The organism is Pseudomonas sp. 21LCFQ02 (assembly GCF_024129895.2).
Classification (GTDB): Bacteria; Pseudomonadota; Gammaproteobacteria; order Pseudomonadales; family Pseudomonadaceae; genus Aquipseudomonas.
This window is the reverse complement of sequence record NZ_CM178749.1, coordinates 2,769,580-2,782,749: the sequence shown is the minus strand read 5'-3', so window position 1 is coordinate 2,782,749 and position 13,170 is coordinate 2,769,580. Positions and strand designations below refer to the sequence as shown.

General features: G+C 61.8%; 12 protein-coding genes. 2 read left to right on the top strand and 10 right to left on the bottom strand.

Features of this window, described 5'->3' with window-relative positions; translation table 11 throughout:
- The first annotated feature begins 27 nt into the window (after window positions 1-27).
- Complete coding sequence (gene dsbD / locus NJC40_RS12335) at window positions 28-1,755, top strand: protein-disulfide reductase DsbD (protein WP_253139147.1); 1,728 nt, start codon at window positions 28-30, stop codon at window positions 1,753-1,755.
- Between the two features lie 158 nt (window positions 1,756-1,913).
- Here dsbD and NJC40_RS12330 read toward each other — a convergent pair whose 3' ends face one another.
- From NJC40_RS12330 to NJC40_RS12310, 5 genes are all read right to left on the bottom strand, one after another.
- Window positions 1,914-2,288, bottom strand: coding sequence for a cupin domain-containing protein (locus NJC40_RS12330; protein ID WP_045488311.1), 375 nt, complete (start codon window positions 2,286-2,288; stop codon window positions 1,914-1,916).
- Window positions 2,289-2,366: 78 nt separating this feature from the next.
- Entirely contained in the window at window positions 2,367-3,164 is a 798-nt protein-coding gene (locus tag NJC40_RS12325) for an AraC family transcriptional regulator (RefSeq protein ID WP_253139150.1), read from the bottom strand.
- Entirely contained in the window at window positions 3,148-4,107 is a 960-nt protein-coding gene (locus NJC40_RS12320) for an alpha/beta hydrolase (protein WP_253139153.1), read from the bottom strand. Before NJC40_RS12320 ends, NJC40_RS12325 begins: the two co-directional genes overlap by 17 nt.
- Before the next feature lie 96 nt (window positions 4,108-4,203).
- Window positions 4,204-4,851: a DUF998 domain-containing protein gene (locus NJC40_RS12315; protein ID WP_253139156.1), complete on the bottom strand. Its 648-nt coding sequence runs from the start codon at window positions 4,849-4,851 to the stop codon at window positions 4,204-4,206.
- A gap of 40 nt (window positions 4,852-4,891) precedes the next feature.
- A complete protein-coding gene (locus tag NJC40_RS12310; RefSeq protein WP_253139159.1) occupies window positions 4,892-5,167 on the bottom strand; it encodes a metal/formaldehyde-sensitive transcriptional repressor in 276 nt (91 codons plus the stop codon).
- Window positions 5,168-5,228: 61 nt separating this feature from the next.
- On the opposite strand from NJC40_RS12310, the gene dmeF reads away from it, so the two are divergent.
- Window positions 5,229-6,161: a CDF family Co(II)/Ni(II) efflux transporter DmeF gene (dmeF, locus tag NJC40_RS12305; protein ID WP_045488302.1), complete on the top strand. Its 933-nt coding sequence runs from the start codon at window positions 5,229-5,231 to the stop codon at window positions 6,159-6,161.
- Between the two features lie 45 nt (window positions 6,162-6,206).
- Here dmeF and NJC40_RS12300 read toward each other — a convergent pair whose 3' ends face one another.
- The 5 genes from NJC40_RS12300 to NJC40_RS12280 all read right to left on the bottom strand — a co-directional run bounded on the left by NJC40_RS12300 (window position 6,207) and on the right by NJC40_RS12280 (window position 13,149).
- Window positions 6,207-6,647, bottom strand: a complete 441-nt coding sequence (locus NJC40_RS12300) for a RidA family protein (RefSeq protein WP_253139162.1) — start codon at window positions 6,645-6,647, stop codon at window positions 6,207-6,209.
- A gap of 148 nt (window positions 6,648-6,795) precedes the next feature.
- On the bottom strand, window positions 6,796-8,937 hold the full coding sequence (locus NJC40_RS12295) for a TonB-dependent siderophore receptor (protein ID WP_253139165.1): 2,142 nt from the start codon (window positions 8,935-8,937) through the stop codon (window positions 6,796-6,798).
- A gap of 90 nt (window positions 8,938-9,027) precedes the next feature.
- Window positions 9,028-10,623 (bottom strand): ATP-binding cassette domain-containing protein, encoded by a 1,596-nt coding sequence (locus NJC40_RS12290; RefSeq protein WP_253139167.1) that lies wholly within the window; start codon window positions 10,621-10,623, stop codon window positions 9,028-9,030.
- Window positions 10,624-10,769: 146 nt separating this feature from the next.
- Window positions 10,770-11,801 (bottom strand): RNA 3'-terminal phosphate cyclase, encoded by a 1,032-nt coding sequence (rtcA, locus tag NJC40_RS12285; RefSeq protein ID WP_253139170.1) that lies wholly within the window; start codon window positions 11,799-11,801, stop codon window positions 10,770-10,772.
- 121 nt (window positions 11,802-11,922) lie between these two features.
- Window positions 11,923-13,149 (bottom strand): RtcB family protein, encoded by a 1,227-nt coding sequence (locus NJC40_RS12280; RefSeq protein ID WP_253113321.1) that lies wholly within the window; start codon window positions 13,147-13,149, stop codon window positions 11,923-11,925.
- Window positions 13,150-13,170 lie beyond the last annotated feature (21 nt).

The following is a 13,170-nucleotide window of genomic DNA, read 5'->3' as shown; positions in this document are numbered from 1 at the left end:
TCCACCGTGACTGAAACAGGGGCTCCCATGCGTACATTGATGTTGCTAATCGTGCTGCTGTTTTCTAGCGTGGTATCGGCCAACGGATTGCTGGGCAGCCGCCAGGCTGAGTTTTTGCCCGCCGACCAGGCCTTTGCCTTGAGTGTCGATGCGCAAGCCGATGGTTCGACCCAGCTGTACTGGCGAATTACCCCGGGCTATTACCTGTACAAACAGCGCCTGCAATTCTCTGGGCTGACGCCTGAGCAAATGCCTTCGTTGCCAGAAGGCGAAGCTCATCATGATGACTACTTTGGCGACAGCGAGGTCTATCGTCACAGCTTAAGCCTGAACATCCCGCCGGGTTCGGCCAGCCAGGTCAAGCTGAGCTGGCAGGGTTGCGCAGACGCCGGCCTGTGTTACCCGCCGCAAAGCCGGGAAGTGGCCTTGCAGGCAGACCCGGCTGAAAAACCGCCATTACAGGCCACAGATCAGGCGCTGTCCGGAATGCTGGAGCAGCAGACACTGAGCTGGAGCCTGTTGATATTCTTCGGCCTGGGCCTGCTGCTGGCCTTCACGCCCTGCTCACTGCCCATGCTGCCGATCCTGGCCGCGATTGTGGTCGGCAAAGGCACTGGAGCCGGTCGGGGGTTGTTGCTGGCCGGTGTCTATGTGTTGAGCATGGCACTGGTATACGCCGCCATGGGCGTGGCGGCAGCATTGCTCGGCGCCAACCTGCAGGCGGCGCTGCAACAACCTTGGGTGCTGGGCAGTTTTGCCCTGCTGTTCGTCATCCTGGCCTTACCGATGTTTGGTCTGTTCGAACTGCAACTGCCCGCCTTCTTGCGTGACCGGCTCGACAGTGCCAGCCAGCAGCAACGCGGCGGCAGTGTGTTGAGTGCCGGCCTGCTCGGGCTGTTTTCCGGGCTGATGATCGGCCCGTGCATGACCGCCCCCTTGGCCGCCGCGCTGCTGTTCATTGCGCAAAGCGGCAGTGCCCTGCACGGTGGCCTGGTGTTGTTTGCGCTGGGTCTGGGGATGGGCCTGCCGCTGCTGTTGCTGGTCACCGTAGGCAATCGCTTGCTGCCCAAGCCTGGGGCGTGGATGGAACAGCTCAAGGCGCTGTTCGGCTATGTGTTTCTTGCCACCGCACTGCTGGTCGCCCGCCCGCTGCTGGCTGATACCTTGTGGTTGGGGCTGTGGGGCGTGCTGGCAATCATGCTCGCAGCCTGGCTGCGCGATCTGGCCAGGCAGCGCAGCGCTCGCCGAGCAGCAGGCCGCGCCGCTGCCGGTGTATTGGGGGTGTGGGGCGTGCTGATGCTGGTCGGCGCTGCGGGCGGCGCGAGTGATCCTTGGCAGCCACTTTCGGTGTATGCCGGCCGCAGCGCGCCGCTGCTCAGCAGTGCGCCTGCCAGTCAAAAACTCGACTCACTGCAGGCGCTTGAAGAGCAACTGGCTCAAGCGCGTAATCAGGGCCAGTGGATGCTGGTCGACTATTACGCCGACTGGTGCGTGTCTTGTAAAACCATGGAAGCCAAGGTGTTCGCCAACCCTGAGGTACAGGCCAGTCTCAGTGGCGTGCGCATCGTAAAACCTGATGTCACCCGCGCCGATACCGCCAGCCAGGCGCTGCTCAAGCGCTTTGAAGTACTGGGGCCGCCGACCCTGCTGTGGATCGGCCCGGATGGCAAGGAACGCCGCGAGGCGCGCATCACCGGTGAAGTAAGCGCTGACGAATTCATCCGCCATGCCAACGCCACCCTGAACCGAGGTTAAATCCAATACTTGTCAGTTAGACCAGTGGGAGCCAGCTTGCTGGCGAAGGCGGCGGCACATTCACAGCAGATGCAGTGTTTTTACTGGCCTCTTCGCTACCAAGGTAGCTCCCACCGGGGACATAAAGCGCCTAATCGAACAGTATTGAGGTGGGCCCGTCAGATCCACACGTCGTTCTGCGCGGTGCGCTCGCCACCTTCATGCCCGGTGTTGAGCACCCCGCGAGGTTCGATGAGCAGCAGTTTGACCTCGTGCTCGGCGTACGGTTTATGCTCGACACCTTTAGCCACCACGTACAGCTCGCCAGCGCCCAACAGCACATGCCCGTCACGAAAATCGATGCGCAGATTACCGTCGAGCACCAGAAAGGTTTCGTCGGTCTCGGCATGGCAATGCCAGATGAACTCGCCCTGAATGCGCACCACCTTGAACTGGTAGTCGTTCATCTCGGCCACCACTCGGGGTGACCACTGCTCGTTGAGTAGCGAGACCTTGTGCAGCAGGTTGATCGATTGCGTGTTGAGCGGATTCATGGACTGACACTCCTGGCTGATTGAGTGGTGTCAGCTTAATGAGGCCAGGACGCTGGCTTCTTGTACGATCCTGCAACCTCAGCCTTGCATCTTCAACCAGCGCGACGGCGACAACCCATAACACTGTACAAAGTGCCGGGTCATATGGCTCTGGTCGAAGAAGCCGGCCGCCAGCGCCGCATCGACCAGGGTAAAGCCCGAGCGCAGCAGTTGCCGACATAGCGCCAGGCGGCGCTGGGTCACGTAGCGATAGGGGCTGGTGCCGTACAGCGCACGAAAGTCGCGCGACAGACTCCAGCGCTCGCGGCCGCTGACCCGCTCCAGTTCATCCATGCTCACCTGGCCGCCCTGACAATCATGGATGTACTCGCGAGCGCGCTCGGCGGCCTGATAATCGAAACTGCGTCGGCCCTTGGGGTGACCGGACACCGCTTGCAGCGCCTGGGCCAGGTCGAACAGCGCGTCCTGTTCTTGCAGCGGCTCCAGCGGGCAATCCATGGCCTGCATGAACGTTTCGTTGGCCCGGTACAAACGCGGATCGGTCGACAGGCCGCCCTTGATAAACGGCAATGGCTGGCCGCCTAGAATCTGCTGGATCAACACCGGCTCGATATAAATCATCCGGTAATGAAAGCCCTCTTCGGTGCCCGCCATGCCGTCATGCAATTCATCGGGATGCAACACCATGGTGCCGCCCGGCAGGCTGTGACGCAGGCTTTTGCGGTACAGAAAACTCTGCACCCCTGACAAGGTACGACCAATCGCGTAGGTATCGTGGCGATGCGGGTCGTAACCGTGACCACCGAAAAACGCCTCGATGCGCTCGACCCTGGACGGATGGCCGCTGTGCACGACCCAATCAGTGCGCGGCGCCATGGATCACCTGCACAATGGGCTCGATCACGCCACTGGCCAGTGGCAGATCAGGGTCGCCATAGGCCGCGACGTTGGCTTCATGATCGCCTTGCGGTACCGCCTTGAACACATGATTGACGCCCGCCAGGATACGCAACACCGAGCCCGGCCGGGCCGCATGCAGCGCCTCGGCGTCGTTGATCCCGACCTGCAGGTCGCTGTTACCCTGCAGGATCAGCACTGGCTTGTTAACCCGCGACAGCAACTGCGCCGGGTCGAGCGCGAAGCCACTGATCAGAAAGCTCTGCACCTCAGGTCTTAGCAACGGTTGCAACACGCCCGGCACTTCAGCCACCGGCACCCCGCGCTCCAGCGAGTCGATCACCGCCAGCGCGGCGTCCAGTTGCTTGCGCTCGACCGGGTTGCGGGCCAGTTGGCTGCGCAGCACCTGCCCCATCGGTCGGCCGGGGGCGGCCAGCAGGATCACCCCGCACAGGTCCGGGTTGTTCTGCGCCGCCAACATGGCGACCAGGCCCCCCTCACTGTGGCCCAGCAACCAGACGCAGCGATAGCGTTCACGCTGGGCCAGATAGCTCATCCATAAGCGCACATCGCTGGCGTAGTCCTGAACGGTCACCTGATTGGGATTGGCAATCGCTGCGCGGCTGCCAAACAGCCCGCGCTTGTCGATGCGCAAGCTGCTGATGCCTTGCCCGGCCAGCCCTTGGGCCAGCAGCCGGTAGGTGGCGGCACGAATGCCCAGCGGATTGTTACCGTCGCGGTCAGTCGGGCCTGCGCCTGGCACGATCAGCACCACCGGGGCCTGCGGGTCGGCGACAGCAACAAGGCTGCCCGAGAGCGCCCCTAAAGGACCTGGGACCTGCACGGTTTGCTCGACAGCGAGCACCGGGATCGACATCAATGCCAGAGGCAATAGCAGCCTCTGCGTCCACTTCAAGAACATCTTCAACCTCAGCTCAGGCGCCGTTGGATCGGTCACGCCGCGCATGCTGCCTGCCGCCGCCCGGATTGGCAAATGTCCTGATCAACAAGCCCGGCTTCAGGCTGACCGGCGGATATCGAACTTTAAACCGGGCCGCTTCGAACCCAGTGCCATGTGCGCCAGGCCCGCCAACCACAGGACCGACACGCCGTAGTTGAGCCGCTGATACAGACCAAATAGATGCCCGGCCTCCAGCGCTTGAGCCATAAACGCCACACTGACAAGCGCCAGCACGGTACAGAGCGCGGAATAAACGCCAAAGCCGCGAGAGTGCAGCAGCCGCTTGCCCAGCAAGATCCAGAGGGCACTGGCCAGGGTCAGCGACAGGAACATGACCAGCCCGGCGAGGTTATGCAGTTGCTGGGACGAGGACGGCTGCTCGGGTGCACAGCCCTGATCACAGGCAAAGTAGCCGGTGGCAAAACTGGCCAGACCATGCAGCGCAACCAGTGCGGCGCTCAGCTGAGCCAGACGTGATCCGCGAAAACGTTGGCTCACACCCAAGGCAAACAGCACGAACAACACGCCAAGCGGGTAGTTGTTGACCCATGGCGAGTAGCCGTGAGTAGCAGCGCCCTGCGCACCCAGTTGACTCATGGCCTGGTCGAGATGGCTGTAGCCGGGATAACCAAGCGCCGTGAACAGCACACCGAAAAACAGCCAGACGGGAATCAGCCGGCCCAGATTCAGGAAAATCGTTTGCATTGTTATTCCTTTAACTTGCTTGCGCAGATTGGCTGTCAGTTCATTTCAGATACGAACGCAACAATGTGGAAATCTGCTCGATTTCGACCTGACGTTGTTCAGCGCTCAGCTCGGCATCGCCGAGGTGGTCGCGAATGTGCCCATCCATCACCTCGGCCATCAGGCCGTTGACCGCGCCGCGAATCGCCGCAATCTGCTGCAGGATCGCCACGCAGTCTTTTTCTTCTTCCAGCGCAGTTTCCAATGCATTGGCCTGGCCACGGATCTTGCGGACCCTGGTCAGCAACTGCTTCTTGCCCTTTACGGTATGAGCCATTAGCCTTCCTAAAACTATACTGGGGTATAGTATAAAACTTCATTTCTGGAGCACGCTGCTCATGATTACTCGTGACACCGGGCATTGCCTGCATTCGCATGAATTTCACCAGCCCGATCTGTCAGCCGAACGCAAGACGCGAATCGCCATGTGGATCACGGCAGTGATGATGCTCGTGGAAATCGTGGGTGGTTGGCAATTCAATTCTATGGCATTGCTCGCCGATGGCTGGCACATGAGTTCCCATACCCTGGCGCTGGGCCTGTCGCTGTTCGCCTATGCGGCCTCGCGACGGCTGGCCAGTGACCCGCGCTTCACCTTCGGCACCTGGAAAATCGAGATTCTGGGTGGCTACACCAGTGCCATCCTGTTGCTCGGCGTGGCCGGGCTGATGGTCTTTCAGTCCGTCGAGCGGCTGCTGTATCCCGGGCCAATCCACTACGACGAAGCCATCGTCATTGCCGTGGCGGGGCTGGCAGTGAATCTGCTGTGCGCCTGGTTGCTGCGTGACGACCATCACCATCACGGCCATGACCACCCTCATGACCACGGCCAGCATCACCACGACCTGAACCTGCGCTCGGCCTATCTGCATGTCCTGGCCGATGCAGCGACCTCGGTGCTGGCGATCATCGCCCTGCTGGCCGGCAAATTCTGGGCAGCCGGCTGGCTGGACCCGGTAATGGGCATTGTCGGCGCGATACTGGTGGGGGTATGGGCCAAAGGCTTGTTGCGTGACACCGCACGGGTGCTGCTGGATGCAGAAATGCAGGCACCGGTGGTGGCCGAGGTGCGCGAGGTGATCGAACAGTTGCCGGTCAGCTCGACATTGACAGACCTGCATGTGTGGCGGGTCGGCAAGGACCAGTACGCCTGCATGCTGAGCCTGGCCTGTAACGAGCCGCTGGAAGCAGAAACGGTGCGCAATGCCTTGTCGATCCATCAAGAGCTGGTGCATGTGACGGTGGAAATCAACCGCCCGGCACCGGTCTGAAAAGCGCTTGAGCCGCACCGACCAGGCGGCGCGGCTGACGGTGGCTCACCCCTTGGCGGAGAGACACTCCACTTCTACCCGCGCATCCTTCACCAGACTGATACCGCCCAAAGCACTTCTGGACGGATAACGGTCAGCTTCGAAGTAGCGGGTGTAGACCTCGTTGAACTGGCCGAACTCGGCAATATCGGCCAGAAACACCGTGCATTTGACGACGTCCTGCATGCTGTGGCCATGGCTTTGCAGGATACGCTGGATGTTATCCATGGCTTGGCGCGACTCGGCTTCGATGCCGCCGCTGGCCAGCTTGCCGGTGCCTGGCAGCATCCCCAACTGGCCAGACAGATAGAGGGTATTGCCAACCTGGACAGCATCGGAAATGGGAAAGCCGCTGGCACCGGAATTGGCGAATTTGATCTGAGCTACGGCAGTCGTGGCGCCGAACAGGGCCAACAGGCCGAGCAGCAGTGAACGGGTGGTTTTCATGAAAGGTCCTTGATCTGATGAAACTGCATGCGGGCACTTCATAGTGAAGCGCCCGGCAGGCTATGTTTCCGATCAGGCCCGGTAAACCGGCAAACTGTCACGCGGCGCTGCTTGCACCCACAGCATGTAACCGCCCCCTCCCCGGCAATTACCTGAAGCGGTAGCTGGTGCTGAACATCAGCATGCGCGGATCACCCGGGAAGCACTGCGAGGTACTGGCACAGCTGGCGGTGTAATCCTTGTTGCTCAGGTTGCTGCCATTGACCGCAAAGCGCCATGGGCCGGTCTTGTAGTCGACCATCATGTCGTACAGGGTGTACTCGGGCGAATTGAAGCTGTTGGCCTGATCGCCGGCCTGTTCACCGATGTAACGTACTCCGGCACCGACTCCCAGGCCCGGCAGCAGGCTGGAGAGGTCATAACGCAGCCAGGCATTGGCCATGTGTTCGGGCACTTGCACCGGGCGATTGCCCTGGAAGTCATCGTTGCTCTTGGTGATTTCGGCGTCGATATAGCTATAGGTCGCCACCAGGTCGAGCTTTTCAGTCAACTGGCCATGCAACTCGACTTCAGCGCCGCGGTGGCGCTGTTCACCCACCTGCACACTGAAACCGCTGTTGTTCGGGTCGGTGGTGGTGACGTTCTGGCGCTTGAGGTCATACACCGCGAACGTCACATCGAAGGCCTTGCTCGGCGACTGGTACTTGATGCCGGCCTCGACCTGTTCACCGGTTTCCGGCTCGAAGGCCTTGCCGCTGACATCACTGCCAGTGACCGGCACGAACGACTCGCTGTAGCTGATGTACGGCGACCAGCCGCTCTCGAAGGCATACAACAGCCCCACCCGGCCGGTGGTGGCGTTCTCGTCAGTGGTGGTGCGGGTCGTGCCGCGATGGGACTTGAGTTCCGAGTCATCGTGGCGCAAGCCCAGCAGCAGGTTCCAGCCGTCACCGAACTTGATCTGGTCTTGCAGGTACAGGCCGCGCTGCAGCAGGTCTTCGGTGCCGCTGGTGGCAGCCTGAAAAGTCTTTGCTCCGGGCGTCACGTTGTAAGACGGGTTGTACAGGTCGATCGCCGCCAGAGTCGAGGTGTGACGGGTGTCATCGGTATGGAAGTCGAACCAGTCCAGCCCAACCAATACGTCGTGGCTCAGCGGGCCACTGTCGAACTGCACGTTGAGCTGGTTATCCATGGTGAACACTTCACCTTTGACATCTCGCCACTGGATCTGGCGGTTGTAGTTGCGCTTGTTGGCGGCCAGCGAGGTGGGGCTGGCGAACGCGCCGTCCAGGTCGTATTCGTTGTAGCGCAGCTTCTGGCGGAAGCTGACGTTGGGTGCGAACCGATGCTCCAGCTCATAGCCGAACATCCGCTGCTCGGTGGTGTAGTTGTCGATGCCCGGCACCCCGACAAAACGGTCGCGGTCGATCTTGCCGTTGGGGTTAGCGAGCACGGTGCCCTCAGCCGGCAGGCCACGGATCGGCACGTAGTGGCTCTTCTGGTAACTGGCCAGCAGGGTCACACTGGTGTCGTCATTGATGTCCCAGGTCAGCGACGGGGCGATGTAACTGCGGTCGCGGTCGACGTGATCGACGATGTCATCGCTGGAGGAGTACAGCGCCACCAGACGATAGCGCAGGCTGGCATCGGCATTGAGGCTGTCAGACAGATCGGCGGTGTATTTGCGCTGGCCGTAGTTACCCAGGCCCATGCCCACTTCGGCCTGCGGCTGATCGGTGGGCCGCTTGCTGACCTGGTTGATCACCCCGCCCGGTGCGATCTGGCCATACAGAATCGAGGCCGGCCCCTTGAGCACTTCAATGCGTTCGAAGGCAAACGGGTCGCTCTGGATCCACATGTCCGAATCCATGCGCATGCCATCAACGAACTTGTAGGCACTTTGGACGAAGCCGCGCACGATAAAGTCATCCAGCCCCCGGCGCCCGCGCTGGCCGGCATTGACCCCGGCGGTATAGCGCAGGCTCTCGGCCAGCGACTGGGCGTTCTGGTCACGCAACTGCTCGCTGCCGATCACACTCACCGTTTGCGGCGTTTCGTTCAGCGGGGTATTGGTCTTGGTCGCACTTTGCGCGCGGTCAGCCTTGTAACCGGTGAACGGGGCGGTGCTGGAGGTCTGTTCATAGCTGGACTGGACAGTGGTATCGGGCAGCTCCAGTGCCTGGCCAGCCGACGTCGGGCTGTTGTCGGCCATGACCGCCGGGCTGATAGCCAGTAAACCAATGGCCGTACCACGGGCAGCCGAGACGAGGGGGCGTGAAAAATGCCGCATGCGGGTGTACCTGAAGAGGAGAAATAGGCGGAGTGCGCGTATTAAATAGAAACAAATATCATTTGTGAATCTCTTTTATATACACCACCGCTAACCCATCTGCCAGCCGTCAGTGCTCGCCATAAACTCACTGTCCAATGCCAGTGCTGCCTTGAAAACCGGGTCATGGGAGACCACCACCAGTGTCCCGGTATAAGCCCGCAGCATGGCTTCCAACGCCTGAAGGGACGGCAGGTCCAGGTGATTGCCCGGTTCGTCGAGCAACAGCAGTTGCGCGGGCGCCTCGGCGTACAGGGCCAACGCCAGCGCGGCCTTGACCTGTTCGCCACCGCTGAGCCGGGCGCTGGGCATCAGGATCTGTTGCGCATCAAGCCCCAACTGCGCCAGACGCATGCGCAGCACAGCGTGCGGCTCGCGCCGGTTCAGCGCTTGCAATTGCTCAAGCACCGAACGATGCGGCAGCAACAGGCTCAGTGGCTGATCCAGCAGCACGCTGGCGACTGACACCCGACAATGCCCTGCCAGCGGTGCCTGCTGACCGGCCAGCAGGCGTAACAGACTGGATTTGCCGCAACCGTTCGGCCCGCTGATTGCCAGCCGCTGACCGCTGCGCAGGGCCAGATTGATCTGTTGCCTGACCGGGACATGCGCCAGTTCGACATCAAGCAACTCGGCCACCCAACGTCGCGGCGGCGTATCGACCGGCGCAACGTGCAGGTTGATCAGCCGCTCGTCGTCCAATTGCCTGGCGGCCTCACGGACATTGGCTGCCAGGCGGGCGGTCTCGTCCAGCTGCCGTTGCTGTTGTCGACCTGCCGACTGTTCGCTGCGCTGCTTCTGGCGGCCCAGCAGGATCCTGGCCTGATTGGCCTCGCGCCCCTGGCGCCGGCCTTGCGCCTGACGGCGCTGCTGGCATTGCTGCTGCTCACGCAGCGCTTGCTGGCCGCGTTTGAGCTCCAGACGCCGCTGTTGCAAGTGCTGCTCGGCACCGTGCTGTTCGGCGGCCTTGCAGCGGACGTAGTGCGGGTAATCGCCGCCATAGCTGTGCAGCCCCGAGGGGGTCAGCTCGACGATGCGTTGCATGGCCCCCAGCAACTGCCGGTCGTGACTGATCACCAGCAAACCGCCCGGCCAGCGTTGCAGTTGCTCGTTCAGCGCCGCTCGGCTCGACGCATCAAGGTGGTTGCTCGGCTCGTCGAGAATCAGAAAATCAGCCTGCGACAACATCGCGCCCAGCAGCGCCACGCGCATGGCTTGGCCCCCGCTGAGCTCAGACGCCGGCGTGGTGGCTTGCAGATGCCCAAGGCCAACCGATTGCAACGCCTGCTCCAGGCGCTGACGAATATCCCAACGCTCGCCGACGGCGTCGAAATCCTCAATGGCCGTGCTACCGGCCTCAATGCGCTGCAACGCCTCCAGCACCGTCTGCACACCGGCCAGTTCGGCGACACAGGCGCCACTGGCCTGCTGGGCCAGGTAATGCACCCGCCCGCTGCGCAGGCAACGGCCACTGGCAGGTTGAAGCTGGCCGGCAAGAATCCGCGCCAGCATGCTTTTGCCGACACCATTGCGCCCCACCAGCCCGGTCGGCTGCTGGTCGAACTGTGCACTGAGATGCGTAAAAAGCGGTCTGCCATCAGGCAACACAAAACAAACGCTATCAAGCGTCAGACAAGGGCCCGTCATATGAACTCCACAGATGCCGAAAACACCCCGCAGCAAAGCGGGCTAGTTAAACGAGCCGTCAAAGGACGGCGGCATCAATGGCGCATCGGACGAACACCTCAATCGGAGGAAACAAGCGCCACACTTTAGCGCCGATCAGGCATGGGTCAAGTGCCGGTGGTCTTCAAGCATTGCACCTGCAACAAGTCGCTGGACAATTCCCTGCATTCGAAACGTACCGGCAAGAAACACTCGATCACGCTGATATTGCTCTGCAAGTGCTCGCTCACATGCGTGGTGCTAAAGCTGCCGCCGCCGGCCAGCGCCATGGGCAACAGCAATTGATCGGCCAGATGCTCAGCCACCGCCGCCTCACTGGCCAGCCAGCGCCGTGCGCCGTCCACCGCCAGGTCAGCGACCTTCTCGGCCCGCAGGCTGGCCTGACCCAGCGCACTGAACAGCTCAGTCAGGTGCTCGCAGGTGAACTCCAGCAACAGGGCATTGCCCGGTCCGCGTTCGGCATCCAGCGCCTGGCGCAACAACTCTGCCGGCTGCAGGTCCAGCCGCCTGGCCGCCCGCCCCAGTTCACGCTCGGCCACATGCCCGGCCACTGCGGCACTGAGCGCCGTGGCACGCCGCGCCAGCACGCGACCACGCTCGTTCAGTTGCAGCGGCTGCAAGGCCGAAGGCTGAATGATTGCCTGCAGCTCACCACCACCGGCCGGCACAAAACCATGGCGCAGCAACTCAAGCTCGACCTGCGCGCCCATACGCTGCAACAACGGCACAAAGGCCCGCTGGAGAAAATCCGCCGGTGGTGCCAGCGGGTTATGGGTGCCGCCCGTGACATTCACCCGGCTAGGTGCAGGTGCCTGTAGCAGCGCAGGCAAAAGGGTCTGCAATACCAGGCTGCAACTGCCGGCAGTGCCGATGCTGAAGCGGTAATCACCGCCACGGACCGGGCCGGGTACAAAGCTCAGCGATTGAGAATGCAACTGCGCACCTTCGGTGTGTGCAGTGCAGATCTCGGCCGCTGCCAGTACCGCTGTCAGATGCTGACGCAACAGTCCGGGCCGACTGCGCCGGGCGCGGATATTGTGGATATGCAGCGGCTGGCCGGTGATCATCGACAGGCTCAAGGCACTGCGCAGCACCTGCCCGCCGCCGATGGCGCCGTCCAGTTCAATGACGTTTTTCATCGTTCCCTCTGATTCGATCAAGGCCGCCGGCCTTTACCCAAGCCGGCAGCCCGGGCGTGCCGCTCAGGCATCTGGCGGCAACGCGAGTGGCGCTCGGTGCGGTGCATTTCATGAGCCCAGCTCACCCTTTCACGCACACCACCTGACGCAGGGTGTGCAGCACTTGCACCAGTTCGCGCTGGGCGTCCATGACCTGGTCGATGTCCTTGTAGGCCATCGGAATCTCATCGATCACATCGGCATCCTTGCGGCACTCGACATGGGCGGTGGCGCGAATCTGGTCCTCGACGGTGAAGAGCTTTTTGGCTTTGGTACGGCTCATGGTTCGCCCGGCGCCGTGGCTGCACGAGCAAAACGCCTCCTCGTTACCCAGACCGCGGACAATGAAGCTCTTGGCGCCCATCGAGCCTGGAATGATGCCCAACTCGCCCTTTTTCGCTGACACCGCGCCTTTACGGGTGATAAACACGTCCTGGCCAAAGTGCCGCTCTTTCTGCACATAGTTGTGGTGGCAGTTCACCGCCTCCAGTGCCACCTCAAAGGGCTTGCTGATGACCTGCCGGGTGGCATGGATCACCGCCTGCATCATCAGCGCACGGTTCTGCCGGGCGAAATCCTGGGCCCACCCCACCGCCTCGACGTAATCGTCGAAGTGCTGGCTGCCTTCCTCGAAATACGCCAGGTCACGGTCCGGCAAATTGGCGATGTGCTGACGCATATCCTCCTGAGCCTTGTGGATGAACAGGTTGCCGATGGCATTGCCCACCCCGCGCGAGCCACTGTGCAACATGAACCAGACCCGGTTGGCCTCATCAAGGCACACCTCGACAAAGTGGTTACCACCGCCCAGGGTTCCCAGGTGGTTACGGTTATTGGTCTTGCTCAGCTGCGGGTTCTTGTCGGTGATCAACTTGAAGCGGCTGGCCAGCGCACCCCAGGCGTCATCGGCCTGCTGCGGCACGTTTTCCCAGGCGCCTTTGTCGCGTCCTCCGCGACCGGAAGTACGCCCGTGCGGCACGGCCTTCTCGATCGCACTGCGCAAGCCATGCAGGTTATCCGGCAGGTCCTGGGCAGTCAGCGTGGTGCGCGCGGCAATCATGCCGCAGCCGATGTCCACACCGACTGCCGCAGGAATGATCGCCCCGACCGTGGGGATCACACTGCCGATGGTCGAGCCCTTGCCCAGGTGCACATCCGGCATCACCGCCAGGTGCTTGAAGATGAACGGCATCTTCGCGGTGTTCATCAACTGCTCACGGGCTTCGCTTTCTACCGGTACGCCCTGGGTCCACATCTTGATGGGCTTGCCGTTGGCGACTTCGAGTAGCTGAAAGGTTTTCTCTTGCATGATCGGGTTCTTCTCTAATTG